The organism is Arthrobacter sp. 05T47, from assembly GCF_056395825.1.
This window is the reverse complement of record NZ_JBFTKG010000023.1, coordinates 1-25,510: the sequence shown is the minus strand read 5'-3', so window position 1 is coordinate 25,510 and position 25,510 is coordinate 1. Positions and strand designations below refer to the sequence as shown.

Below are 25,510 nucleotides of genomic sequence, written 5' to 3'. Positions count from 1 at the left end.
CCAAGATGTCCTAGCTTGCGCCGAGGGCGCCGCCCATACGTTCACTGAGGACCGCCGCAGAATGCTTGACGATGTCCGACAGCTCTGATTCAACAGCAGCGTCAAACCGAGACTCAGGGATCATTAGACCGGACGTTCCAACGACTTCCCGTCCCGGTCCAAACACTGGTGCTGCAAGCGCAATCGCGCCTGTAACCCGCTCACCGAGCGAGACTGCGTAGCCCTGATGCCGGATGTCCTCGATGCGTTTCAAGAGGACCTCAGGATCGATGATGGTGTTCTCGGTGACCTTCGTCAGGTTGCCATTCAAAATTGCGTTGCGTGTCTCCTCGGGGAGGAAGGCAAGTATTGAAAGCCCGCTGGCTCCACTATGCAAAGGGAGCCATTTTTGCAGCGGGATCATGTATCGAAGTGGATGGGGAGAGTCGATCGAGTGGGCGAACATCATTTCGTGCCGTTGATCATTGTAGATCCCGAGAAATGAAGACTCACCGCTACGATCTGTCATGTCCTGGAGGAGGTCGTTAGCCATATCCCGCAGCGGAAACCGTGTCATTAACTTCCACGAGAGCCGCAGGAACTCAAGGCCAAGCTGGTAGCCGCCGTCTTGGGTCCGGCGGACCATGCCAAGCTTTTCCAGGTCCGCGAGCAGCCTATGAGCAGTGCTCGGGCTGACGCCAAGCTGCGTCCCTAATTCGCGGACGCCGTAGGACTGCTCTCCGGTTTCCACCATCAAGGTTAGGATTTCGAAACCTCTTGCCAACGGATCCCTCTGCCGATCGGTGGAGGAACCCTCCTGCTGCTTCTTTGGTGTGCTTGGCACCTTCTGGTTTCTCCTCCAAGAATCGCGGGCTGAGACAGTGACCCGTAAAGCCTTTAGGGGCCATGCTAGCGCACCCTAAAACCGAACGCATTTTCTGTTGGATGAATCGCCGCCAACAGAAAAGCGGTCCCGCGCTCCTCCAATCCGTATGTATTTGTTGCAGACAGCAGCCGCTAGGAGCGTTGCTGTGACAGCGTCCCAGGCCTCACCGCTCCGCTCCTGTATTGGCGGCACTGAGCGCGGCGCCCATTGGCCGCGAACCCGTGTAGCACTCCTGCGCCATCGAGCCGGCGCCAGGTTACCCGTTCGCGTTGTCGATCATCGCCCGCTACCGGCCGGACGGGGACGGCTGGCACGCGACCGTTACGGCAGCCAATATGGGGGAGCCAGCGGCGACCAACGGGGTCTGCCCGCACCCGTACCTGCTGGCAGGGCCGGCGCCACTGGATACGGAAACGTCTGAAGGGACTCGGGTCGAGCCACGCATTCAGACAGGGCGTCTGATGCTGCGGCCGACCGGAATTCCGTTCCGGAAGTCTCCTGGCGCAGAATACGGAACAGCCGCACCCTGGCTTGGGGAATGGGGCCCGAATGCTCTGAGCAGGCCAACCTGGCCTGTGTACATTGTCCACACTTTGGGCTTCGGATGGGGTCGTATGTGGCGGACCGGGCCGGATTCCTCATGTTTCCGCGTGAGTCCAGTGTTTGCGGGGGAGGGAATGCAGTTCGAGTCCCACCTCGGGCACAGCATTTCCCCTCGTCAGAGGGGTTTTTGCTTTAACGTGTGTACATTGACCCTGCTCGGGTCCCTCTGACGCTTGTCGCGGCCTGTGGCCCATGAAGTCATGTGGATGACGGGTTCAGGGCCGTGTCCCCTACCTGGGATCGATGCTGAACCTGACCCCTGAGGTCAGTCAGCTCGACGAACCATTGACGCCCGCGCAGCTGGCTGCTGCAAGCCCAACCCCATTCGATCCGCGCTCCGTTCGCGCCCTTGATGTCGCCCGCAAGGGGTGGACGATCCGCGACATCCTCGGCCATGGCGTCATCGACTATCACCCCACCCCCGTCGGCCCCGCCTCGGTCACCGCGGATCACATGCAGGAAAAGTCTGCCGCGGGGTTTGCCGGTGTTGTTAGAGGCGGGAGGGGAATGCGGTGCGGCGTCCGTAGATGGTCAGCATGAGTGCGGCCAGGCCGGCTACGATCATCACGACCGTAAGGACCAGGCCGCTGAAATTCGTCAGCAGCGCGGCGCCGAGGATGCCGGCGGTGAAGATAGCGAGGTTGAACGCCACCGGCAGGAACGAGTTCGCCACGTCGGAGTCCGCGCCGCCGGTGGTGGTGAGGGCGGCTTGGAGCTGGGCGGCCGCCCCGCCGAACGTAATCCCCCACAGCACGGTCGCGGCGATGATCGCCGGGGCCGATGTGTGGCCGACCAGCAGCACCACCGCGGCCGCGATGAACAAGGTGACGCTTCCATGCAGCAACGGGCGGGGGTGGCGGTCCAGGAGCGCGCCGGTGATGATGATGCTGGCGATCGAGGCGACACCGAAGATGAAGAGTTCGACGTCGGCGGTGAGGCTGCTGCCGGTAATCCTCAGGTACGGGGCGATGTAGGTGTAGATGGTGTTGTGGGCCAGCATCCACGTGAAGATGACGGCCAGGATCACGGCTACGCCGGGGATGCGGAAGACCCGGACCAGGGGAAGCCGGGAGGTTCCGGGCTGCCCCTCGGCGTCGGGCGCGACACCAGCGATGAAGACACCGGCGATCACGGCGACCGCGGTGAGTCCGGCGAAGGCCCAGCGCCAGTCGAAGGTCGTTCCGAGCCAGGCCCCCAGTGGTGTGCCGAGAGCGAATCCGACGGGTGCCCCGACAGAGACGATCGCCAGCGACAGGCCTGCACGGGAGGGCGGGCTGATCTTCCGGCCGTAGGCGGCCAGCATCCCCCAGATGATTCCAGAGAACGCGCCGGCGACGAAACGCGATACCAGCGACAGGGTCACGTCGCTGGAGAGGGCGGTGGTGGTGTTGGCCAGGATGAGTCCGAGGATCGCGCCGAGGAGCAATGGCTTGCGGCGCATGCCCCGGGTAAAGGTGATGGCGGGGATCGTGATGAGCACCGTACCCAGGGCGTAGGCGCTCACGAACAGTCCGACGGTGCCTTCGCTGGTCCCCATGCTGGTGGCGATAACGGGCAGCAGGCCGGCCGGCATGGTCTCCATCGCGACGAGGACGAAGCCGATGACGGCAAGCGCCGACAGAGTGGCGAGCGGCAGCCGTTTCGGCTTCTCAGTCGATTCCGGGGTCGGAGCCGAAGCGGTGCTGAGGGTGGTCATTTTTCTCCTTGCCCTCGACGGGGTTGCGCGGTTACTTGCTGGTCGGGAACGGTTCGGCGTGATCGCGGAACGTGTCGCGTCGGGTGTGGTGCTCCCACAGCCGCTGCGCGAGGGCGCCGGGATCGTTATGCGGGTGTCCGGGGTCGATGGCGCCGGGGATGATCAGCTGTCCGACGTGAATGTTCTCGGCGCCGAGGGTGTCGTGGAGCATCGTCGCCAGCGCGGTTTCACCGGCGAAGGCGATGGACGTCCCGGCAACCAACGGGTTCGGGTGGACGGCTGAACCGCCATTGACGAACAGGACGGTTCCGCTTCCCAACGTGCGCATGCCGCTAAGGACCTGGTGCACGGCCGTGACGGGTCCGTAAATGGAGAACTCCACCGCTGCGGCCAGATCCTTCACCGTGGTTTCCAACACGGGGCGCAGGAATTCCTTCTGCGGCAGCGGACTGTATTCCAGGACCTCGATCGTGCCTAGCTCTTGTGCGGCCTGCTCCAGCGCCGCGGTGAGGGCTTCCGGGTCCCGGACACTGGCGGCGTAGCCGCGGGCGGATAAGCCTTCCGCGGCCAGTTCTTCTGCGAGCAGGTCGAGCTTGTTCTGGTTGCGGGAGATCAGGGCAATGGCGAAGCCTTCGGTTCCGAAGCGGCGGGCGATGGCTGCGCCGAGCCCTGTGCCGGCGCCGACGATGGCAATAGTGGTCATTACGTCCTTAGGGAGTGAGGCGGTGATCAGCGGGGGAGGATGAGGTTGAAAACTTTGCCCGGGTCGTACCGCTGGTCAGTTCTTATCCAGTCAAGACGCAAACCGTCCAGCGCGGGAGTCTCTGTCAAGGGGTGTACCAGCAGGGGACCCCAACGAAGTTCGCAGGGACGTATTCTCGTGGCATGGACAATAGAGCCGAGGTACGCGAGTTCCTGATGTCGCGCCGCGCAAAGATCACCCCCGAACAGGCCGGACTTCCCGCCGACCCGAACAGGCGAGTTGCCGGGCTTCGCCGCACAGAAGTGGCGGCACTCGCCGACGTCAGCGTCGAGTACTACGCCAAGCTCGAACGTGGTGCTATCGGCGGAGCCTCCTCGTCCGTGCTTGACGCCATCGCCCGCGCCCTTCTTCTCGATGACACGGAACGAACCCACCTCTTCGACCTTGCCCGCGCAGCCGACGGTATTCCGCTATCCGGGCGTCCCCGCCGACGATCCACGAAAAACGCCGTCAGTCGGCCCAGTCTGCACTGGGTACTCAACACAATTACCGACGGCGTTGCGTTCGTTCGCGACCAGCACCAGGACCTCCTTGCTACTAATGAGCTCGGCAGGGACTTCTATGCGCCCCTCATCGGCGACGGCGGTCGCACCCCGAACCTGGCCCGGTTCCAGTTCCTCGACCCTGCATCCCGGGACTTTTATCCTGACTGGGAGCTCTTCGCTGAGATGTGCGTGGCGATTATGCGGGCCGAAGCCGGCCGTGACCCCAATGACAAAGGGCTCCAGGACCTCGTTGGTGAGCTCTCCACGCGCAGCGACGTATTCCGGCGCCTGTGGGGCGCGCATGACGTTAGGACCCACGGGTCCGGCACAAAACGATTCAACCATCCCGTCGTCGGCGAATTAACCCTCGCCTACGAAGAACTCATTATCACTGCCGACCCGGGCTGCGTCCTTATGATCTACACCGCCGAGCCCGGCTCGCCCAGTGCTGAGCGACTGCGGCTACTCGCCAGCTGGGCAGCTACGGGATCAGGAACCGGGGCGGGTGCGGGAGCTGTTGGCCCAGCTAACCGGCAAGCCAGTTGACGCATCCGTGAGGGGGGTCGGTCGTCTTCGCGTGGGAGGCGTCGGCGCCTGCACCAGCCGGTTGGCTAATGGAATCGCGAACTTAGTACAGCATTGTGTGTTCGCGCATGATCGCATGATCGCATAGTCGCGCACGTTCTTCCTGGGCAAAAGGCACAGAATTGCAACGTCGCGGAATCGCCGTCGTCCCCCGGTCGGTCGGGGAATCGGTCCGGGCTCTAGGCTGCGGAGGCCGGTGCAAGGCCGCTTCGTTTGGCGGGCTTCCGCCCGATCGGGGCCAGATTGCCTGGCGGAGTGCCAGAAGTTCATGGCGGACGGCGCTCCGAGGAAGACCGTATATCCGCAGATTGCCCGTGAGTGATCGTCCATGACCGTGGTCAGCCAGGGCCGCACTGGCATCAGTTTGAGTCCACAACGAGGATGCCCAGTTCAGTATGTTTGCCATGTTCGCGCCGTCCGCCCGGGCCGGCGTCGGAACGCCGCTCCGCCGAGGGCGCTTACGCCAGCATGCGCCCGAAAAAGTTCTTACCGACGGCGTCAGCGAGACAGCAGCACGCCCACCTGAGTCCGGATGTCCTGCACAATCTCGTCGATGCTCAAGGCGGCGTTAACGCTCGCCGCCATGCTGAGGAACATGACGGCGGTGACGACGTGTGCCGTCGTTGCGGCATCACCAGCGCTGACCAGCCCGTGCCTGCCCAGGACCGTAGCGATGGCCTCCTCGGTCTGCGCGACGATGGAGAGGGCTTCAGCGTGTCGGGGCTCCGTGGGGTCGCCGAAGACCATCTCCCGCAGGTAGGTGCGACCGTTGTCAACCTGGACGCGGTTGCATTCCACGATCGGCCGTACGATTGCCAGCACCGCATCGAGGACATCCGGGGTGGTTTCTGCATCAGCCCGACCTAGCTGAAGCGCTTCGGCGTAGTGGGCGTTCTGCACGAGGAGGAGGAGTTCGCCTTTGGTCTTCGCGTAAAGGAACAGGGTCCCGGTGCCGATGTCCGCCTTGTCGGCGATCTGCTGGGTCGTGACGTCCTCGATGCCGTGATCGGCCAGTAGTTCGCTGGCCGCGGCCGTGATGCGGTCCAGCTTCTGCTGCTTGTTCCGCTCGCGCCGTCCGACCGGCTGGGAGGCGAGAGACATGATGATGGATCCTCCGGAATAGATTCTGACTGCAGTCAGTTATGAGTGTAGTCACTACTGTGTGGGTTCAAATGTTCCTTCGTTCATTCTCCCACGCAAGGGCAGAACCCCCAGTGTTCCGCCCTGCACAGTGGTGGCGCTAATACCCACGACGCAAAGGATCGCACGCATGACTTCCTCCCTCTGGCAGCCATTCATTCTCGGCAATGTGGAGCTGCCGCACCGGCTCGCGCTGGCACCGCTGACCCGGAGCCGTGCAAACCAGGACGGTACCCCAGGGGAACTGGCCGCGAAGTACTACGGCCAACGCGCCTCGCTCGGGCTGATCATCACCGAGGGCACACAGCCGTCCGAGGACGGACAGGGCTACCTGAACACCCCAGGCATCTACACTCCTGAACACATCGAGGGATGGCGAAAGATCGCCGACGCGGTGCACGCAGGCGGCGGAGCCCTGTTCATCCAACTGATGCACGTCGGCCGGATGTCGCACCCGGATAACACCCCGCACCACCGCCAGCCCGTTGGCCCGTCGGCGATCTCGGCCGAGCAGGACATGTTCACTCCAACGGGCCCGCAGAAGACCCCGATGCCGCGTGAGCTGACTGCCGAAGACATCCAGGCCACCATCGCCGGGTTCCGCCACGCCGCAGCCTCCGCTGTCGCAGCGGGAGCGGACGGCGTGGAGATCCACAGCGCGAACGGGTACCTGCTCCACCAGTTCCTCTCGCCGAACTCGAACCACCGCACGGACGAATACGGCGGATCGGTGGAGAATCGGTCCCGGTTCGTCGTCGCGGTCGCCCGCGCGGTGGCCGAGGAGATCGGGGCGCACCGGACCGGCATCCGCATTTCACCGGCGTTCCCGCTGGGCGGAATCAACGAAGGGGACCCCGCGGAAGTCCGGACACAGTACCGCCACCTGGTCGGCGAACTCGCCACCCTGAAACTTGCGTACCTGCACGTACACCACCTCGGTGACGACGAACTGCTTCGGTCCTTCCGCGACACGTGGCCTGCTGCCCTCCTCGTCGTCCGGTATGGGCGCGAACGCGAGCATATCGCCGACGACATCGACGCCGGGCTCGCGGACATCGCGCCACTGGGCCGATTCGCCCTGGCGAACCCCGACATTGTTGAGCGCCTGCGCACCGGCGCACCGCTGAACGAGCTGGACCCGGGCACCCTGTACGGCGGCGGCGCTGCCGGGTACACCGACTACCCCGCCCTGGCAGACGCCTAATCGTCTGCCGCGAGCCGTCCGCCACCGACCTCACCCAACCCACACCCCTCAGAAAGAAGAAAACAGCCATGCCATCACTCAACGGAGCAGTAGTCCTCATCACCGGAGCCAACGGCGGAATCGGAACCCAGTTCGTGCACGAAGCCCTCGCCCGGGGAGCTGCAAAGGTTTATGCCTCCGCCCGCACCCCCCGCACTTGGAACGACGAACGCATCGTTCCGCTCGCCCTGGACGTCACCGACTCGGCCTCCATCCAGGCAGCGGTCGAGGCGGCACCGGACGTGACCGTGTTGATCAACAACGCCGGCGCGTCGGTTCCCAGTGCCGGGATCCTCACCCACACGGACGAGGAGATCCGCCGGAACGTCGAGACGAACTTCCTCGGCCCTCTCTTCGTCGCCCGCGCGTTCGCTCCAGTCCTGTCGACGAAGGACGAAGCGACGATCATCGACATCCACTCGGCCCTGAGCTGGTACGCCGTCGCCGGCATCTACAGCGCCACCAAAGCCGCCCTCTGGTCCGCGACCAACTCCCTCCGCCTCGAACTCGCCCCCGCCGGCGTGCACGTCGTCGGCGTCCACGTCGCATACGTCGACACCGCGATGGCCGCGCACGCCACCGACCCGAAGCTTGACCCGGCCGTGCTGGTGCGCACCGTGTTCGACGCCACCGAGGCAGGGGAGTACGAAGTCCTCGCCGATGACACGTCAGTCCAGCTCAAGGCCGGACTCAGCGCCCCCCTCGAAGCGGTCTACCCACAGTTGGTGGACGCGAACGCATAAGCGAACAACCGGCGCCACCGCGTTCACCAAAAGTGAGCGCGGTGGCACCAAACCTGCCAAGGACGCAGCGGCCCCCGATGCCTCCAACAAGAGACGACGGAACGGGTGGGGAGTGTCTGAACAACGGTGGATCCGGGGTTGGCCTGACCCGCCGGGGAAGTCACGAGCCAGGGGTCGCGTCAGGGGTGGCGATACGTTTGATCACCCTGCTGACGCGTTTGTGCGGGTCCTGTTCGAGCTGGCCAGCGCGACGAGGCCCCGCGCCAATGGCACTGCCCGTATTCACGTGCGGGCAGCGCCACACTGCCTCTCTGCTCTGTTAACGGGATCTTGTCAGGTACGTGCTGGTCAGTGGGCGAGGAATTCTACGGCGACGGGGGAGAATCGGTCGTGGAACTGGAAGATGCTGCCGTGGCCCGAGTCGGGGTAGATGATCAGCTCGGATCCCTTGATGCGCCGGTGCAGGTCCTCGGACAGGATCGACGGCACCATGCGGTCGTTGTCGCCGTTGGCGATGAGGGGGGGTGAGTGAGCTTCGACAGGTCCGACGGCGCGGAGCGGCCGAACTTCTGGATTGCCTTCAGCTGCGTCTGGAAGGCTTTGGTGCTGATCGGCTTGTCGCGGTCGACCGTGCGCTCCTGCAGGCGCTTGATAAACGCCTTCGCGGCCGGCTTGCCAGTGGCGTTGCGGTTAAAGAACAGGAACTCCTTCGGGTCCGTGCGCGTCAGGGTCGCGCGGAGGATGTCCCAGCAGGTGGTGCCGACGACCTTGTCCATGTCCTTGCCGCCGCGCGGCCCGGTGCCGGTCAGAACGAGCTTGTGGACGAGGTCGGGATGTTTGAGGAGCAGGTCCTGGGCGATCATGCCACCCATTGAGAAGGAGAAGATGTCGATCGTGTCGAACCCGAGGGCCTTGATGAAGGCATAGGCGTCATCGGCCATTGCCTCGATGCTGTCAGGAACCTGCCCGGTGGAGGCGCCGACACCGCGCTGGTCGAAGGTGATGACGTGGCGGTTCTTCGCGATGGGCTCGATGATGCAGGGGTCCCAGTTGTCCAGGGTCGCGGCGAGGTGCACGAAGAATACGACGGGGATGCCGCCCTTGGGCCCCAGCTCGCGGTAAGCGTAAGTAACGCCACCGGCGTTGAGGGTGCGTGTGTCCGCCTTAGCGTACGAGGTGACGACAGAGCCGTTCGCGGTGTCAAAGCTGCTCATGCTGGTTGTCCTCCTGAGTGGTCTGTGAGGTGAGTGGCTGCCGGCGGCTCAGGAGGGAAGGGTGACGACGGCTTTGCCGCGGAGGCCGCCCTTGGCCAGCGACTCGAGCGCCTGTGGGGTCTGGGCGAAGTCGAAGACCTGCCCCACGACCGGGCGCAGCACGCCGTCGTCAATCAGGGCGGTGATCTGGCGCAACTGGTCGCCGCTGGCACGCATGAAGAGGAACTCGTAGCTGACGCCGAGCTTCTTCGCCTGCCGCCGGATCCTGCTGCTGAGCCCCGCGATGGCCAGGCGCAGAACAGGGTTCAGGCCGGCTTTGCGCGCGAACGCCGAGTCCGGCGGGCCGGCGATTCCGATCGCTTTCCCGCCGGGCTTCAGGATGCGCAGAGACTTCACGAGGTTCTCCCCGCCGAGGCTGTCGAGCACCAGATCGTACCCGGCGAGGAGCTGCTCGAAGTCCTGCGTACGGTAGTCGATCACCGTGTCCGCGCCGAGGTCGCGCACGAAGTCGGCGTTAGAGGCACTTGCGGTGGTCGCGACCGTGGCGCCGAGGTGCTTGGCGAGTTGGATCGCGATCGACCCGACCCCGCCGGCCCCGGCGTGAATGAGAACTTTCTGCCCCGGCAGTACGTTGCCTTGCTCAACGAGGGCCTGCCACGCCGTAAGTGCAACCAGCGGTAGCGAGCCGGCCTCCTCCATGCTGATCGAAGCAGGTTTCAGTGCCAGATCGGCCTCGGTGATGGCGATGCGCTCGGCGAACGTGCCGATGCGGTCTTTGTCGGGGCGGGCGTAGACCTCGTCACCGGGTTTGAATCCGCGCACCTTCGCCCCGACACGGATGACTGTGCCGGCGACATCGTTGCCGAGGACCAGCTGGAGCTTGTACGGGAGGATCTGCTTGAACTCACCCAGGCGGATCTTTTCGTCCAATTGGTTGAGGCCAGCTGCCTGGACCTGGACCAGCACATCGCGGTCGCCGACGGTCGGCTCAGAGACGTCTGCTGCGCGCAGCGGGTCCTTGTACTTGGTGACGACGAATGCCCTCATGGCGTGCTGCTCCTCTAAGACGTGCGTAAGCTAAAAATGAGTTGAATCAATTTTGAGCGTACTCATAAATCTTGTCAAGTAGGACAGTTGGGTTTTAAAGACACGAACGAGCCAATTGGCGCATCCCAGTTAGTTCCGCAATTCCGTGATCCCGCGGGACGGGTCGATATGGCGTAACAAGGCGGCGGCGAGTTGAACTGCCGACCGCCTGGCACGTTCTGGTCCTCCGTCGCCCACCGGTTCATGCCCTTCTGGTATGGCATTCTTCGGAGTTTGGTCTTAGACAGCATCCGACGTGGATCCGAGAATGGATGGATACTCATGGCTGAAAGGAATCCCATGTCCGTACCAGTGGAATCTTCCGCAGGCGCTGCCCACACTCCCGCAGCCACCGGCGCTAATGTCCAGTGCTCCCCACAGGCCCTCGCGCAGCGCACCCTTGCCGCCCGCCCCTCAGAGGTCCGCAAAGTGTTCAGGGCAGCCCAGCGGCCGGGCATGATCTCCTTTGCCAACGGGGCGCCATACCTCGGCGCGCTCCCGTTCGAGCGGATTGCGCTGGATGCCCAGCGGATTCTGCTTGAGAACGGTGAGCGCTCGTTCCAGTACGGGTCCAGCGACGGCATTCCCGAGCTGCGCGCGCACATCGTCGAACTCATGAGATTCGAGGGCATCACGGCCGGACGGGACCAGGTCATTGTGACCTCGGGAAGCCAGCAGGCGTTAGACGTCGCCGCGCGCGTGCTGGTCAACCCCGGGGACGTCATTTTTGCTGAGGCACCCTCGTACGCCGGCGGCATGGCCGTCTTCACCAGCTACGAGGCCGAAATCGTGCACGTCCCGATGGATGCCGACGGTTTGATCCCGGAGGAGCTTGAGCGGCTCATTAGTGAGGTCCGGGCCGCGGGCAAGACGGCCAAGGGACTGTACACAATCCCCAACTTCCAGAATCCCGGGGGCGTGAACCTCTCGGCGGAACGCCGCCACCGGGTTGGAGAACTTTGCCGCAGTAACGATCTCCTGATCTTCGAGGACAACCCATACGGACTTCTCGGTTTCGACGGCGAAACCATGCGCGCGATCCAGCCCGATTTCGAAGACATCACCTTGTATTTCGGCTCTTTCTCCAAGATGATCGCTCCGGGCCTGCGCGTGGGCTGGGTCCTGCCGCCCGCAACGCTGTATGGGCACCTGGTCAACGCCAGCGAGACCTCCCAGCTCAATCCCTCGGTGTTCTCCCAGCAGCTCATCAGCGCCTACCTCGACGATCCGACCTGGCCGGACAAGCTCGCCGAATACCGCGGGATCTACCGTGAGAAGTTCACCGCTCTCGTGGAAACGCTGGAACAGGTCATGCCGGCTGGCACCACCTGGAACCGGCCTACCGGCGGCTTCTACTTGTGGGTGAGCCTCACCGCGGGTATCGACACCGAAGCACTGGTCTACGAATGCATCAAACGCGGCGTCGTGTACGTTCCGGGCACCGCGTTCTACACGGACGGAAGAGGCCACAGCGAACTCCGGATGTCCTTCTGTCTGCCGACGCTGGACGATATCCGCAAGGGCGCCGCCATCCTCGGCGACGTGTTCCGCGACGCAGCCGCCAAGGTGTCCGCTAAGCCTGACACCGCCGGTTCCCGAACGGACTAGGGCCAATCGACTAAAGTCCTGCCGAAACCGCCACGTCGCCCATATGGCGGCAGGCGGGCTACGTGCGGGGCGGCACTACTAGCCTGGCAACGGACTTCATCGCCCCTGAGATGGCGAAGCAGTTCGTTGCCGGGCTTGTGGCGTGCCGTGGCCAGCCGGCCGATGGCGGAACAGGTCCTGACGAACGGCTTGGAAGCAGCGGCCACCGCGGCTTGTCTCGTCGCCCTGACGAGTGCAACACCCCGGAACTCGTTCCGGGGTGTTGCAACGGCCGCTGTATGCGAAACGGGTTCGAGCCGGTAGGCCGGGAACCTTGTCTACTTTCCGGTGCGGATCAGCTTGCGGTTGATGAACTCGTCCATGCCGTACTTGCCCAGTTCGCGTCCGACGCCGGAGCGCTTGATGCCGCCGAAGGGCAGTTCGGCGGCAGTGCCGGGGGCCTCGTTGATGTAGACCATGCCGGTGTCCAGGCGGTCTGCGATCTCCTGGGCCTTGGCCGGATCAGTGGACTGGATGACGGCGCCGAGGCCGTAAACGGAGTTGTTGGCCAGTTCCACAGCTTCGTTTTCGGACGAAACACGGTACAGGACAGCAACCGGTCCGAAGAGTTCCTCGGAGAAGGCGCGCATGTCCTCGGTCACTCCGGCGAGGACCGTCGGCTCGAACCAGGCACCGGGCTGGTCCATCCGGCTGCCGCCGGTGAGCACGATGGCGCCCTTGGCGACGGCGTCGTCCACCTGCGCGGCCAGACCGTCGAGGGCGGCGGCGGATGACAGCGGCCCCATGAACGTGTCTGCCTCCGTGGGGTCGCCCACCTTCACAGCGGAGACGGCGCGGACGAACTTCTCGACGAATTCGTCGTAGACGGCGTCGGCGACGATGATGCGTTTGGCGGCGTTGCAGGCCTGGCCGGTGTTGCCGAAGCGGCCGAACAGCGCGTGGGTAGCCGCCTGTTCCAGGTTGGCGGAGTCGAGCACCAGGAACGGGTCCGAGCCGCCGAGTTCCAGCACCACCTTCTTGAGGTTGCGGCCGGCGATTTCGGCGACGGCGGATCCCGCGCGTTCGGATCCCGTGAGGGAGACACCCTGGACGCGGGGATCCGCGATGATGCCGGCGACTTGCTCGTTGGTGGCGAAGATGTTGACGTACGCACCTTCGGGTGCGCCGGCATCGAGGAAGATCTGTTCCATGGCCAGGGCGGACTCCGGGCACTGCGGGGCGTGCTTGAGCAGGATGGTGTTGCCGTTCATCAGGTTGGGGGCGGCGAACCTGGCCACCTGGTAGTACGGGAAGTTCCACGGCATGATGCCCAAGAGCACGCCCAGGCCGTCCTTGCGGACGATCGCCTTTCCACCGGCGGCAACCTCGAGCTCTTCATCTTCGAGGAACGAGGGACCGTTCTGGGCGTAGTACCGGTAGATTGACGCGACGATGTCCACTTCGATCCGCGCCTGGAAAACGGGTTTTCCCATTTCCCGCGTGACGATCGCGGCGAGTTCGTCTCGGCGCTCGGTGTAGAGCTCGGCCACGCGGCCTAGGAGTTTCACCCGGTCCGCCAGCGCTGTCTTGTTCCATGCCCTGAAGGCGGCGTCAGCGGTGGCTACTGCGGTGTGGATCTGCGCGTCGGTGGCGGTGGGGTAGGCCTTGACGGGTTCCCCGGTGGCCGGGTTGGTGACGGCATAGAGGCTCATGCTGTGCTCCTTCAATTGGTTCGGATCGTTCAGGGGAGGGCAATCTGCGGGTCGGTGATGACGTGGATGATGGCCGGGATCCGTTGGTCCTGCACGGCCTTGAGGGAACGTTCGACGGCGATCGCGGCGTGGTCGTCGCTGGTCACCGTTTCGCCGTGGCCTCCGAAGGCGCGGGCAAATGCGGCAAAATCAGGGTTCGTCAGCTGTGTGCCGCTGACGCGGCCCGGGAAGTGGTGCTCCTGGTGGTCGCGGATGGTGCCGTACTGGCCGTTGTCCATCACGATGATGAGCATGGCGGCGCCGTGCTGCACTGCCGTTGCGAACTCCTGGCCGTTCATCAGGAATTCCCCGTCGCCGGCGATCGCTACCGCCAGGCGATCCGGGCTCTGCAGGGATGCTGCCACCGCTGCCGGCACGCTGTATCCCATGGAACCGTTGCGCATGCTCAGCTGCGACGGGAACACATTCGTGGGCAGGTACCGCTGGGCCCAGGCGCAGTGGTTGCCTGCGCCGAAGCTGTAGACGGCGTCCTGCGGCAGACGCGTCACCAGTTCGGAAATCACGGCACTCATGTGGCCGGTTCCTTCCCGGGTGGCAGGGAGGGCGGTCAGGTCCGGGAGTGCGCTGAACGCGCGTTGCGCGGCGCGGCCGGCGGCGCGCCAGGAGTCCCACTGTGCGGCCCTTCCCAGCCGGATGCCCTTGACTGCGTTGGCGAACGCGACCGGGCTGGCGAGGATGTGCGCGGTGACGGCGCCGGAACGTCCGCGGAGGGAGCTGTCGATGTTGACGAGGATATTCGCGGCCTGAGCCGACTGCCGCAGGGTGTAGCCGTCCGTTGGAACGTCAGTGGGTACGGCGCCGATGGCCAAGAGCACGTCGGCTTCGGCGAAGATCCGTGCCGTGTCTCCGGTGCGGCCGTAGCCTAAGGCGCCGACGAAGACCTCGGAGTGGAAGGGGATGCGGTCCGAGGCGCGCCAGTCCTGGACCACCGGGATGCCGTTGGCCTCTGCAAAGGCCGTCACGGCGGCCGCAGCTGCGGGCGTCCAGCGCTGGCCGCCGACGAAGATGGCGGGCTTTTCGGCACCGGAAAGGGCCGTGGTGATGAGCTCCAGCTCCGCGGAGGATACTGCCCCTTCGGCAACCGTGATCACCGGGTGCAGGTCGCCGACAAATTCGTGGGTGATGACGTCTTCCGGCAGGCCGACGACGACAGGGCCGGGACGGCCGGACTTGGCGGCGAAAAACGCCTCGGCCACCACCTCCGACGCCCGGGAGGCCTCGTCGAGGACAAAAACACGCTTGGCCTGGGTGCCGAACCAGGCATTGGGATCGAACTCCTGGAAGGACTCGCGCATGCGGTCCGCGACCGGGATCAAGCCCACGAACAGGACCATCGGTGTAGCGTCCTGCCACGCGGCGTGAATGGCAACGTAGGCATTCGCGGCTCCCGGGCCGCGGGTCACCATGGCCACGCCCGGCTCGCCGGTGAACTTGCCGTGCGCTTCCGCCATGTACGTGGCACCGCCTTCCTGGCGGCACACGATGGTCTCGATATCGGCTCCGTGGAGCCCGTCGAGCACGGCAAGGTAGCTTTCGCCCGGGACCGCGAATACACGGTTGACGCCGTGCAGGGCCAGGGAATCGACGATCGCCTGGCCGGCGTGGGTGTTCTTCTCCAACGTAGTGCTCCTCAACAGGGGTTTGAGCCAGGGAACTGGCAGACAACTGGGGTGCTGGCCAGGGTGGCCGGCATGTGGGTTTCCCTCAAGTATTGGCAAACCAGGTTCATGCTGTCTAATACATAAAAAGTTCAAAATATATAACTAAAAAGCATGTAGGTGGCACTGGGTGGCCCATGGGCTTAGTGGCGGGCAGTGCTTGCTTAAAGGCTGCCGCAGGCCAACTTGCCGTCGACGACCGTGGCCGTGACCCGAACGTCGCAGATGGCGTCGGCCGGAACCTCATAGATGTCCTCGGACAGGGCAACGAAGTCCGCGAGCATGCCGTGGGAGAGCGTGCCCTTGTAGTGGTCCTCATGTGCGGCGTGCGCGCTGCCCACGGTGTAGGCGCGCACGGCCTGGGCGACGGTGATGCGCTCCTCGGGCACAAATTCCGCGCCGGAGGAGGTCCGGCGGTTCACGAGGTCATGGACGTTCAGGATGGGATCCCCGGAGACCACGGGCGCGTCGGTGCTGGCAGGGATCTCGATCCCGGCGTCAAGCAGGGCCTTCACGCGGTAGGACAGTCGCGTCCTTTCGGGCCCCAGCGCCCGCGCTGCGCCGTCGCCGAGTTCATTGATGAAGCGGCCCTGCGGCACGGGGATGAGGCCCAATGAAGCCAGCCGCCGGATCTGCGCATCGCTGGCAACGTTCACGTGCTCGATTCGGTGCCGTGCGTCCGGCCGCGGGTACAGGCCCTGGGCCTCCGCGAAAATGTCCAGCACAACGTCCAGTGCGGCGTCGCCGATGGCGTGGGTGGCCACCTGCCAGCCGGCACGGTGCGCGCCGATGATCCGCCGCCGCAGTTCCACGGCGGGGAACTGGAGCAGCCCACGGTTGCCCTTCTCCGCCCCGGCGTCGTGCTGGTAGTCGCAGCACATAAAGGCGCTGCGGCCGATCAGCGAGCCGTCGGACAGGATCTTGGCCGGGCCCAGCCGGAGCCATTCGTCGCCGAACCCCGTCCGCATGCCCAGATCCAGGCCCATGCGGGCAACAGGGCCCGCGCCAGCCTGACCGACCGGACCGGACTCGTCGCCCAGCCCGTGAAGGGTGGTGAGGTAGGGCATCACCGTGGCGCGCACGCCCAGCATCCCGGCATCGCGCGCAGCCTGGTAGCCGGCCAGGTCGGACAGGCTGTGGCCGATGTGCTGCGGGGCGCCCAGCCCCGGCTCGGTGATGCTGGTGACCCCCAGTTTCAGCAGCGCGGCGCTGCCCGCGCCAACCATCGCGGCGACGTCGTCCACGCTTGGCGCGGGAATGGCGTCCATGACCAGGGCCCGGGCCGTCTCCTGAAGCAGCCCGACGGCCCTGCCGTCGGCAGCGGCGGGTGCGGCCCCGCCGTCGGGCGCGGTGACGTTGCGGCGGCCGGGGTAGCCGGCCCGCTCGAAGGCGGCCGTATTGGCCACGCCCATGTGCCGGGAGTTGTGCATCAGCCACACGGGGTGGCCGTGGCTGACCGCGTCCAACTGCTCCGCAGTGGGGTGCTGGTTGCCGAGGTAGTTCTGGTCGTACCCTGCGCCCTGGACCCACGCTCCTGGCGGTGCTGCTGCGCAGGCGCGCCCCACCGCGGCCAGCAACTCGTCCATATTTATGCACACGGAGGAGCGGACATCGGCCTGGACCAGCGCCTCGCCCACATAGCTGAGGTGGCAGTGCGCGTCATTGAACCCCGGCACGACGGCGGCGCCCCCCAGATCGTGGACGTTGCGGAAGAGGGAACTGGGCAGTTCGTCATCGAGGCTGATGATGCGTCCATCATGGACGCCCACGCTGTGGGCCCGAGGACGCCGGGCATCCTGGGTGTAAAACGATCCGTTGGTGTAGAGCACGTCCAAGAGCATGCATTTCTCCCGATTCTATGGATGCATCATTGCGTTCCATCCAGTATCGGAATCCATTTTCATGCTGTCTAATGTCTATTTGGTTGATAGTCAATGCCAAACTGGCATCATTTTCTAGGCTTTCGACTCGTCCTCAATGATCGCGCCCTGTCTGTTCAGGAACCTCCGCAGACGGACGGCCACCGCCCGGATGGATTCCTCGGCGAAGTGCCCGGGGATCCAGGCCGTGTGCAGGGGCAGCCGGAGGGCATGTCCCGGCTGACCCTTACCGCCCGCCAGGATTCGAATCGGGTGGGTGCCATAGGCGGGCAGGTCGGTGGTCACCCCGATGCCGTGCCCGGCCGCCGCCAGTGCCATGATGGTCTGCCCGTCGTCACACTCGGAGACCCGGCGGAAGCTTAGGTGGGCCTGGTTGAGGGCGTCGTCGAGAATGTAGCGGCTGACGCTCTGGTGTGAGGGCAGGATGGCATGCTGGCCGCACAGAGCCGATAGCGGGAGCTCGGACACCCCGTCCCGCGCCCATTCGTGGTCCGCCGCGACGTAGGCGGTCAACGGGATGCTGCCCAGCGGCATGGTGGCCAGGCCCGGCTCCGGAGGCGCCGGGGAGACGGCGAAGTCGCTTCCGTGCAGGAGGGCCTCGGCAATGGCGAAGTGGCTGGTTTCGCGCGTGATAATCAGTGGATCCTCCGGGCCGGTGGTGGCGATGTAGGGTGCCAGGAAGCCCCGGACGGAGGCTGCGGTGGCGGCAGCCACGAGCGTGGCGACCCGTCCTGTCCGCAGTGCATCCGCGGCATCTTCCAGGCTCTGCGTCTCCAGCATGAGGCGGCGGGCGGCGGGAATGAAGGCCCGGCCGGCGGGCGTGAGCGCGAGCTTGTTGCCCTGCGCCTCGAACAGGCGCAGTTTGAGCTCATTTTCCAGGGTCTTGATCTGCCGGCTGAGGGCCGGCTGGGCAATGTGGATCCGTTCCGCCGCAGCAGTGACGGTACCGGCATCCACAACTGCCAGAAAGTACTGCAGGCGGCGTAGGTTCATGGGGAAAGCATGCCCTTTCGGCATACACAAATGCAAGAAGAAGTATTGGCGGGTATGCACTGGACCGCAGTACGGTCATGGTCAGAACCCATTGAACATTGAACTATCCAGCCGAGGGATCCACCCATGACAACTCCAACATCACAATCCACTGCCGCCCCGGCAGGTGCCGTTAAGGCAGCTATCGGGCCGGGACCGTCCAGCCCCGGAAAGGTTGTGGCCGCAGCCTTCATCGGCACCGCCCTTGAGTGGTATGACTTCTTCCTGTTCGGAACCACGGCCGCAATCGTCTTCGCACCGCTGTTCTTCCCCAGCGCCGACCCCGTGGCCTCCACCGTCTCGGCCTTCCTGAGTTTCAGCGCGGCCTTTGTTGCCCGGCCCATCGGTGCGATCATCTTTGGCCACGTCGGTGACAAGTACGGCCGGCGCGGCGCCCTGGTCGCGACCGTGATGCTCATGGGCGCTGCGTCCACCCTCATGGGCCTCTTGCCCACCTATGCGACCGCGGGGGTCGTCGCCCCGATCCTGCTGACGCTGCTGCGGGCGGTCCAGGGTGTTGCCACCGGCGGCGAATGGGGCGGCGCCACCCTCATGGCCATCGAATATGCACCCGCGAAGCGCCGCGGGCTGTACGCGGCCCTGGTGCAGCTTGGCTCGCCGGTTGGCACGTTGCTCTCCACCGGTGCCATCACCCTGGTTGCCCTGCTGCCCAGGGAAGACTTCATGGCGTGGGGCTGGCGGCTGCCGTTCATTGCCTCCATCATCCTGGTGGCCGTTGCGCTCTGGCTCCGCTGGAACGTGGAGGAAACTCCGGAGTTCCAGGAACTCAAGGCAAGTGACGGGACCAAGAAAGCTCCCGTCATTGAGCTGTTCCGCAAGTTCAAGGGGAGGCTGGCGATCGGTGTCTGCACCTATCTGGTGGGCAACGCCGGCTTCTTCATCCTGACCACCTTCATGATCAGCTACGTGACCCGGGTGCTAGGCCTGCCGTCCGCGGTGATCCTCACCGCCATGACCATCGGTGCCGTCGCCCAGATGGTCATGACAGTCGTTGCCGGACGCCTTGCCGACCGCTTCGGGGCCGCCCGCGTGGGCATCATCGGCTACTCCATTTTCATAGCCCTGGCGTTTCCCATCTTCTGGCTCGTTGACACCAGGGATCCCGGGCTGATCATCGTGGCCATGGTGCTGGCATTCGGTCCCTGTGCCATCACCTATGCCATCATCGGCGCCCTGATCGATCGGCTCTTCCAGGCGCACGTGAAGTACACGGGCATGGGGCTGTCGGCTAACCTGTCTGCGGTTGTCGCGGGATTCATGCCGGCGCTGGCCACGGTCTTCCTGTCCCTGTCCGGGAACGCGTCCTGGGGACCGGCCACACTCCTGGTGGTCATCGGCCTGATCTCACTCGGCGGCGCCATCGCGACGTCCAAGGTGCCCGCCAGCGGCAACTAGCCGCCCGCCGTCGGTCCACCCGTAACACAACACCCCCGCAGCCTGTTTGCGGGGGTGTTGTGTTGTCCTGAGGTTGTTGCTTCGGAGAGTACTGGCTTCCCGCACGGTCCTTTTCAGCGGCCTTTGGTCAGTCCTCGCTCCTGTACCGGACGAGCCCGTCGGTGACGGTCATCCGGACCTTCGTCGCCCTGATCTCGGCGGCACCTGCCGCGAAAATATCGGTGTCCAGCACGGCAAAGTCGGCCAGCATCCCGGGCCTTAGCGTTCCCTTGACGGTTTCCTCGCCCGAGGCGTAGGACGGGGCGACGCAGTACGCGTGGAGTGCCTCCTCCAGTGAGATCCGCTCCCGGGGTTCCCATCCGCCGTCGGGCTCCCCATCGGCCGTTGTCCGCGTGATGGCCGCATGAAGCCCGTAGAAGGGGTTGGGAAGTTCCACGGGGGAGTCCGAGCCGAAGGCGACGGTGGCCCCGGCATCCAGCAGGCTCCGCCAGGCGTAGGATGCCAGGCCCCGGCCCTCCACCATGCCGAGGATGGGCAGGTCGCTGGGGCAGTGCTGGGGCTGCATGGACGCCACGACGCCGAGGGTGGCCAGCCGCGGAACATCCGCGGGCTGCAGAAACTGGACGTGCTCGATCCGGTGACGCAGGCCGTGCCGGGCGGTGGTGTCCCGAATTTCGGCCAGCGCGTTCAGCACCAGGTGGTTGGCGCGGTCACCGATGGCGTGGACGGCGACGGCGATTCCCGCGGCGGCAGCCCGGTTGGCCAGTCCCAGCAGGTCGGGGTAGGCGGTCACCTCCATGCCGTGGCTGGTGCCGCCCGGAAACGGCTCGCTCATATGGCAGGTGTGGGAGCCGGCCGCGCCGTCGGCGAAAATCTTCACGGCGCCGTGCCGGATCCAGCGGTCGCCCTGTCCGGTCCGAATTCCGGCACCGATGGAGGCCTCCAGATCGTCCTGGGCCAGCAGTTTGTGGACGCGCAGGGCCAGTGCGCCCTCGGCGCGGAGGGCCCTGTAGGCGTCCAGGGCGTCAGCACCGTCGATGTCGTGGACGCCGGTCAGGCCCAGGGACAACAGGTACCGCTGGGCCTCCCGCAGTTGATCCGGGAGATTTCCCGAGACCCCCGATGCGGCGAGTTTTCGGACGGGGTATACGGCGCTCTCCCGCAGGATCCCGGTGGCTTCGCCGTGTTCGTCGTGGACGATTTCACCGCCCGCGGGATCCGGTGTCGTCCGGGTAATGCCCAATAGCTGCAGCGCCTGCGAGTTGGCCCACACCGTGTGGCCGTCCGCGCTGGTCAGGGCCACGGGGTTTCGCGGGCAGACGGCGTCCAGGCCGGTGCGGTCCGGCTGGACCGGGACCTGCCACTTGTTGAAGTCCCACCAGCCGCCGAAAATCCACTCGCCATCCCTGTAGCGCGGCCGCACGGCACCGACGCCGGCCAGGGCTTCCGCCAGGCTCCCGGCCTGCCGCAGGTCGACCTCGTGCATGGACCGGGCCAGGCTCGCCGTGTGGATGTGAGCATCCGTCAGCCCGGGAATGACTACGGCGTTGTCCAAATCGAGGGTCCTCGTACCCGCGGGTGCATGGGCTTGGAGTTCTGCTGCCGAGCCGGCTGCCACGATGACGCCGTCCTCCACCAGGAGGGCCCCGGCGCGTGGCTGCTTTGGATTGAGGGTATGGAACGTGGCGTTGGCGAAGAGGGTGGGGGTCACGCAATCAGGGTAAGTGCGCGTTTCCGGAATACCGCCCCGGCCCCCGCAACAATCGAGTCATATGAGGTGCCGGGGGAGCACATATGCCGACGCGCGCGGGCGCTCCGGCGTGGCCGCCCCGCGTCTGCCCGCAGAACGCCGCGGTCTATGCCGTAAAGGCATCGAATATCTACAAAATGAGTCTTAGACGTTCTGAGATATGGGTCACATACTCGATCAGCAGGTGTTCGCCTCAGTTCTTGCACGCAACACCCGCACCCGCATCGGACCAATCGAAGGACCACTCGTGACCCAGAACCACCAGTCAACGGCAGGCATCTCCGCCCGCCGCGGACGCAGGCTCGCTCCCTTGGCCGCCGCAGCTGCGGTTATCGCTGTCGCTGCCACCGGCTGTACCACTGGCGGCGGAACCGGCCCGGGCGCCGCCGCGGTCGGCCAGATCTCCACCGACACCATCCGTACGGTGCTGAGCGCCGACCCCACCAGCTTTGCGCCGGTCGAGGTCCGCAACGCTGACGACTACGCCGTCAACCGTCTCCTGTTCTCCACGCTGGTGCGCCGCGACGAGAACAACAAGATCGTCTCCGACCTGGCCAGCAAGTGGGACATCACCCCCACCCAGGGAACGTTCACCATTCGCGGCGGCGCCAGCTGCTCCGACGGCACCCCCATTACCGCCGGCGTCGTGGCCGAATCCCTCAAGGTGTTCGCTGCCCCGGACAGCAAGTCCAGCTTCCGCCCCCTCGTCCTCGGTGATGGCCCCGCCACAGTAACGGCCGACGACGCCGCCGGCACCGTCACCGTCAAGCTCGCCCAGCCGTGGACCGACCTCCTGCAGGGCATGAGCCTGCACGCCACCGGCATCGTCTGCCCTGCCGGACTCAAAGACCCCAAGGCCCTGACCACGGGGGACGTTGCCGGCGCGTTCTCGGGGCCGTACACCCTGAGTAAGAAGCAGCATGGCGTGGCCTACACGTTCGCGCTCCGGGACGACTACAAGACCTGGCCGGCATACGAAACCAAGATCGAGGGCACTCCCGCCAAGACCATCGAGGCCAGCGTCAACGCCAACGCCAGCGCCATCTCCAATGAGCTCCTGACGGGCACGAAGGATATCGCCAACATCCGCGGCAAAGACACCACCCGCTTCGACGGCAACAAGGACTTCAGCACCCAGGTCATCCCGCAGGGCAGCCTGTACATGATGTTCAATGAGCGGCCCGGCCATCCGTTCACCGATCCGGCCCTGCGCAGAGCCCTGGCCCAGGCGCTGAACGTCACGGCCTTCAACCAGGCAGCTTCGGGCGGTCTCGGCGAAATCTATTCCTCCTTCGCCCACCCGGGCGTGCCGTGCTCCAACAAGGACACCGACCTGCTCATCAAGACGGACCCTGCAGCTGCGCAGAAGTCCCTCGCCGGCGTCAAGATCCGCATGCTCGGCGCGCAGATCTTCGGCCCCAATGGTGCAGCCAACACCTATGTCGCCGAAGCCCTCCGGGCAGCCGGTGCTGACATTGAACTGCGCAACGTGGACCTCGCCACGTGGAGCACCGACCTGACCCAGAAGCTCGACACCTGGGACGTCACCGTTATGGGCGGTATCAACGCCGGGGGCACCATGTACGGCGCACTGTCCACTGTCATCGGCACACCGGTGGAAAAGGGCGGCCTCAACTGGGGCGGCCTGGAGAACCAGCCCGTCCTGGACCTCGTGGCCAAAGCCATGACCCAGACCGACGACGCCGAACGTTGCGGGACCTACCAGGAAGCCCAGAAGATCATGATCGGCGAAGCCCACGTGATCCCGCTGGCCAGCCTTCCCTCGCAGGTGACCATCCGGTCCGGTTTCGCCATGCACACCATGAATGGCCAGCCGGACGAGAGCACCATGCGGATCACGAAGTAGCGCGGAAAACAGCTCATGACTTCTTCAAGCATTGCTGAAGCTTCCCGCACTCCCGGTGTTAATGCCGGGAGTGCGGGACGCCGCCTCATCCGCCATCCGTGGGCCCGGTTCTCGCTGCGCCGGCTCAGCGGGCTGCTGCTCTCGTTCGCGGTACTCACTGTCGTGACGTTCCTGATCGTGCCGCTGATCCCGGGCGATCCGGCCGTGATCGCCGCCGGTGACGGCGCCAGCCCGGCGCAGATCGCGAATGTCCGGGCCGAACTCGGCCTGGACCTGCCGCTCCTCACCCAGTTCGTCAACTATGTCTCGGGCGTCCTCCGCCTGGACCTGGGAACCTCTTTCGTCAGTGGCGAGAGCGTCTCCACCCTGATCTTCAATCGATTCCCGTTCACCGCCGAGATCGCCCTGCTGGCCATTGCACTGGTCCTGCTCGTTTCCGTGCCGCTGGGCATGGCGGTGGCCATCCTCACCCGCGGCGGGCGGAACCGGTGGCTGGATGCCGGATTCAACTTCCTGACCAGCCTCATCTACTCGATTCCGCAGTACGTGGTGGCAACACTGCTCGTGGTGGTGTTTGCCGTGACCCTGCGATGGCTACCGGCCGCGGGGGCGGCGACCCTGAACTCGCTGGTGCTTCCCACCGCGGCCCTCATGTTGGGCCCGATCTGCGTCATCTCCCGGATTGTGCGGCGCGAAACCGCCGTGGTCCTGGACAAGGACTACATCCGGACCGCCCGCGGCTGGCGGCTGGGCGCCCTGCGCACGCATGCCCGCTACGTCCTGCCGAACCTGCTCACCACCACGCTGACGCTCTCGGGACTCATCCTCGCCGCACAGCTCGGCGGCGCCGTGGTCATCGAAACCGTCTTTGCGTGGCCCGGACTGGGGCAGGGGATCGTTAACGCGATCCTGCAGCGAGACTATCCCGTGATCCGCGGAATCATCCTCGTCCTCGGGCTTCTGGCCACCCTCATCATCATTCTGGTGGACCTGATCCTGGCCATCATCGACCCCCGCAACCTCGGAGGAACTTCCAATGACGTCTAGGTTTAGGAGCCGGGAGTTCTGGACTCCCGCCATGGCAACGGGCGCCGCGCTGATGCTCGCACTGATTCTCATCGCCGTCATTGCACCACTGACCTTGAAGCAGGCGGCCGAACAGCTGACCCCCGACGCCGCCCAGGGACCCAGCCCCGCACACTGGCTGGGCACCGATGACTTCGGCCGGGACCTGCTGGCACGCGCCCTCGTGGCGACCCGGCTGACCCTGCTCATGACCGCCGGTGCCGCGGCTATTACGGCGGTCTCCGGCATCCTGATCGGCCTGGCCATCTGGCTCTCGGGCCGGCGTGTCCGCGAGGCCGCCCTGCGCGTCCTCGAGACCGCCGTGGCGTACCCCAGCTTGATCTTCGCGCTGGTGATCGCCGCCGTGCTGGAGCCCGGTGTCTCTTCCGCCGTCGTCGCGATCGGCATCGCCGGCATTCCCGGTTTCGCCCGGATCACGGCCAATCTGGCCTCCTCGGTGTCCAGCAGCGACTATGTGGTCACAGCGCGCCTCCTCGGCGTCAGCCCGGTCCGTATCGCGGTACGACACATGCTGCCGAACATGGCCGAGCCCCTGCTGATCCTGTCCGCCACGGTGTTCGCGCTCTCCCTGGTAGAAATCTCCGCGTTGTCCTTCATCGGGCTCGGTGTGCAGTCCCCGGACTATGACTTCGGCCGGCTCCTGAACGACAGCCTCGGGGCCCTGTACACCCAGCCGGTCGAGGCCGTCGGCCCCTCTGTCATGATCGCCCTGACCGGGCTCTCGGTCATGCTGATCGGCGACGCGCTGGCTGCCGACGCCGATCCCCGCGCCAAGCGGAGCTTCTTCCGCCGTGTGGTCCACCAGAACCGCTCGGTGGCGGTCCCGGCGTCGGACCGTGCACTCGTGCGGGTCGAGAACCTGAAAATTGGTGTCCCCGGCGGTCCCGACCTCGTGAAGGGCGTTGCGTTGAGTATCGATCCCGGTGAAGTGCTGGCCCTGGTAGGCGAATCAGGTTCCGGGAAGTCCCTCACGGCCATGGCCATCGCAGGGCTGCCCACCGAAGGCTTGACGGTGGAGGCAGACCTGCTGCGTGTGGAC

Annotated in this window: 18 protein-coding genes and 1 pseudogene; 8 read left to right on the top strand and 11 right to left on the bottom strand. The window is 65.4% G+C overall.

Annotated elements, in window-relative coordinates:
• Positions 1-10: 10 nt before the first annotated feature.
• The 3 genes from AC1DEY_RS15520 to AC1DEY_RS15510 form a co-directional block, all read right to left on the bottom strand.
• The gene (locus tag AC1DEY_RS15520; protein ID WP_476868731.1) at positions 11-823 is read right to left on the bottom strand and encodes an IclR family transcriptional regulator; all 813 of its coding nucleotides are present in this window, start codon (positions 821-823) and stop codon (positions 11-13) included.
• Between the two features lie 1,135 nt (positions 824-1,958).
• Positions 1,959-3,164: an MFS transporter gene (locus AC1DEY_RS15515; RefSeq protein WP_476868730.1), complete on the bottom strand. Its 1,206-nt coding sequence runs from the start codon at positions 3,162-3,164 to the stop codon at positions 1,959-1,961.
• Between the two features lie 31 nt (positions 3,165-3,195).
• Positions 3,196-3,867 carry an SDR family NAD(P)-dependent oxidoreductase gene (locus AC1DEY_RS15510; protein ID WP_476868729.1) on the bottom strand — a complete coding sequence of 224 codons (672 nt, stop codon included), beginning with the start codon at positions 3,865-3,867 and terminating at the stop codon, positions 3,196-3,198.
• Between the two features lie 182 nt (positions 3,868-4,049).
• On the opposite strand from AC1DEY_RS15510, the gene AC1DEY_RS15505 reads away from it, so the two are divergent.
• A complete protein-coding gene (locus tag AC1DEY_RS15505; protein WP_476868728.1) occupies positions 4,050-4,958 on the top strand; it encodes a helix-turn-helix transcriptional regulator in 909 nt (302 codons plus the stop codon).
• 537 nt (positions 4,959-5,495) lie between these two features.
• On the opposite strand, the gene AC1DEY_RS15500 is transcribed toward AC1DEY_RS15505, so the two are convergent.
• Positions 5,496-6,098 (bottom strand): TetR/AcrR family transcriptional regulator, encoded by a 603-nt coding sequence (locus tag AC1DEY_RS15500; protein WP_476868727.1) that lies wholly within the window; start codon positions 6,096-6,098, stop codon positions 5,496-5,498.
• 169 nt (positions 6,099-6,267) lie between these two features.
• Here AC1DEY_RS15500 and AC1DEY_RS15495 point away from each other — a divergent pair, with 169 nt between their 5' ends.
• Both AC1DEY_RS15495 and AC1DEY_RS15490 read left to right on the top strand, forming a co-directional pair.
• Positions 6,268-7,341: an alkene reductase gene (locus AC1DEY_RS15495; protein WP_476868726.1), complete on the top strand. Its 1,074-nt coding sequence runs from the start codon at positions 6,268-6,270 to the stop codon at positions 7,339-7,341.
• A gap of 68 nt (positions 7,342-7,409) precedes the next feature.
• On the top strand, positions 7,410-8,123 hold the full coding sequence (locus AC1DEY_RS15490; RefSeq protein ID WP_476868725.1) for an SDR family oxidoreductase: 714 nt from the start codon (positions 7,410-7,412) through the stop codon (positions 8,121-8,123).
• A 348-nt stretch (positions 8,124-8,471) separates the two neighbouring features.
• Here the strand turns inward: AC1DEY_RS15490 and AC1DEY_RS15485 are convergent.
• Positions 8,472-9,337 (bottom strand): annotated as a pseudogene (locus tag AC1DEY_RS15485) (alpha/beta fold hydrolase).
• A gap of 48 nt (positions 9,338-9,385) precedes the next feature.
• On the bottom strand, positions 9,386-10,384 hold the full coding sequence (locus tag AC1DEY_RS15480) for an NADP-dependent oxidoreductase (protein ID WP_476868724.1): 999 nt from the start codon (positions 10,382-10,384) through the stop codon (positions 9,386-9,388).
• Positions 10,385-10,723: 339 nt separating this feature from the next.
• Between AC1DEY_RS15480 and AC1DEY_RS15475 the strand changes: the two genes are divergently transcribed.
• Positions 10,724-12,031 carry an aminotransferase-like domain-containing protein gene (locus AC1DEY_RS15475; RefSeq protein WP_476868723.1) on the top strand — a complete coding sequence of 436 codons (1,308 nt, stop codon included), beginning with the start codon at positions 10,724-10,726 and terminating at the stop codon, positions 12,029-12,031.
• A gap of 317 nt (positions 12,032-12,348) precedes the next feature.
• On the opposite strand, the gene AC1DEY_RS15470 is transcribed toward AC1DEY_RS15475, so the two are convergent.
• From AC1DEY_RS15470 to AC1DEY_RS15455, 4 genes are all read right to left on the bottom strand, one after another.
• A complete protein-coding gene (locus AC1DEY_RS15470; protein ID WP_476868722.1) occupies positions 12,349-13,722 on the bottom strand; it encodes an NAD-dependent succinate-semialdehyde dehydrogenase in 1,374 nt (457 codons plus the stop codon).
• Positions 13,723-13,751: 29 nt separating this feature from the next.
• Entirely contained in the window at positions 13,752-15,401 is a 1,650-nt protein-coding gene (locus tag AC1DEY_RS15465) for a thiamine pyrophosphate-dependent enzyme (protein WP_476868721.1), read from the bottom strand.
• Between the two features lie 203 nt (positions 15,402-15,604).
• A complete protein-coding gene (locus AC1DEY_RS15460; RefSeq protein ID WP_476868720.1) occupies positions 15,605-17,281 on the bottom strand; it encodes an amidohydrolase in 1,677 nt (558 codons plus the stop codon).
• A gap of 114 nt (positions 17,282-17,395) precedes the next feature.
• A complete protein-coding gene (locus AC1DEY_RS15455; protein WP_476868719.1) occupies positions 17,396-18,313 on the bottom strand; it encodes a LysR family transcriptional regulator in 918 nt (305 codons plus the stop codon).
• 126 nt (positions 18,314-18,439) lie between these two features.
• Between AC1DEY_RS15455 and AC1DEY_RS15450 the strand changes: the two genes are divergently transcribed.
• Positions 18,440-19,768, top strand: coding sequence for an MFS transporter (locus AC1DEY_RS15450; protein ID WP_476868718.1), 1,329 nt, complete (start codon positions 18,440-18,442; stop codon positions 19,766-19,768).
• Positions 19,769-19,895: 127 nt separating this feature from the next.
• Here AC1DEY_RS15450 and AC1DEY_RS15445 read toward each other — a convergent pair whose 3' ends face one another.
• Positions 19,896-21,479: an amidohydrolase gene (locus AC1DEY_RS15445; RefSeq protein ID WP_476868717.1), complete on the bottom strand. Its 1,584-nt coding sequence runs from the start codon at positions 21,477-21,479 to the stop codon at positions 19,896-19,898.
• A gap of 286 nt (positions 21,480-21,765) precedes the next feature.
• Here AC1DEY_RS15445 and AC1DEY_RS15440 point away from each other — a divergent pair, with 286 nt between their 5' ends.
• The 3 genes from AC1DEY_RS15440 to AC1DEY_RS15430 form a co-directional block, all read left to right on the top strand.
• Positions 21,766-23,385, top strand: coding sequence for an ABC transporter substrate-binding protein (locus AC1DEY_RS15440; RefSeq protein ID WP_476868716.1), 1,620 nt, complete (start codon positions 21,766-21,768; stop codon positions 23,383-23,385).
• A gap of 15 nt (positions 23,386-23,400) precedes the next feature.
• Complete coding sequence (locus AC1DEY_RS15435) at positions 23,401-24,432, top strand: ABC transporter permease (protein ID WP_476868715.1); 1,032 nt, start codon at positions 23,401-23,403, stop codon at positions 24,430-24,432.
• Positions 24,422-25,510, top strand: a 1,089-nt coding sequence (locus AC1DEY_RS15430) for an ABC transporter permease (RefSeq protein ID WP_476868714.1), incomplete at its 3' end; no start/stop codon positions are given. The genes AC1DEY_RS15435 and AC1DEY_RS15430, both read left to right, overlap by 11 nt.

What these genes read in the sequence shown, in the direction of transcription:
- AC1DEY_RS15515 (WP_476868730.1), bottom strand. Translation starts at nt 3,164, where the DNA reads ATGACCACCCTCAGCACCGCTTCGGCTCCGACCCCGGAATCGACTGAG.
- AC1DEY_RS15510 (WP_476868729.1), bottom strand. Translation starts at nt 3,867, where the DNA reads ATGACCACTATTGCCATCGTCGGCGCCGGCACAGGGCTCGGCGCAGCC.
- AC1DEY_RS15505 (WP_476868728.1), top strand. Translation starts at nt 4,050, where the DNA reads ATGGACAATAGAGCCGAGGTACGCGAGTTCCTGATGTCGCGCCGCGCA.
- AC1DEY_RS15500 (WP_476868727.1), bottom strand. Translation starts at nt 6,098, where the DNA reads ATGTCTCTCGCCTCCCAGCCGGTCGGACGGCGCGAGCGGAACAAGCAG.
- AC1DEY_RS15495 (WP_476868726.1), top strand. Translation starts at nt 6,268, where the DNA reads ATGACTTCCTCCCTCTGGCAGCCATTCATTCTCGGCAATGTGGAGCTG.
- AC1DEY_RS15490 (WP_476868725.1), top strand. Translation starts at nt 7,410, where the DNA reads ATGCCATCACTCAACGGAGCAGTAGTCCTCATCACCGGAGCCAACGGC.
- AC1DEY_RS15480 (WP_476868724.1), bottom strand. Translation starts at nt 10,384, where the DNA reads ATGAGGGCATTCGTCGTCACCAAGTACAAGGACCCGCTGCGCGCAGCA.
- AC1DEY_RS15475 (WP_476868723.1), top strand. Translation starts at nt 10,724, where the DNA reads ATGTCCGTACCAGTGGAATCTTCCGCAGGCGCTGCCCACACTCCCGCA.
- AC1DEY_RS15470 (WP_476868722.1), bottom strand. Translation starts at nt 13,722, where the DNA reads ATGAGCCTCTATGCCGTCACCAACCCGGCCACCGGGGAACCCGTCAAG.
- AC1DEY_RS15460 (WP_476868720.1), bottom strand. Translation starts at nt 17,281, where the DNA reads ATGCTCTTGGACGTGCTCTACACCAACGGATCGTTTTACACCCAGGAT.
- AC1DEY_RS15455 (WP_476868719.1), bottom strand. Translation starts at nt 18,313, where the DNA reads ATGAACCTACGCCGCCTGCAGTACTTTCTGGCAGTTGTGGATGCCGGT.
- AC1DEY_RS15450 (WP_476868718.1), top strand. Translation starts at nt 18,440, where the DNA reads ATGACAACTCCAACATCACAATCCACTGCCGCCCCGGCAGGTGCCGTT.
- AC1DEY_RS15435 (WP_476868715.1), top strand. Translation starts at nt 23,401, where the DNA reads ATGACTTCTTCAAGCATTGCTGAAGCTTCCCGCACTCCCGGTGTTAAT.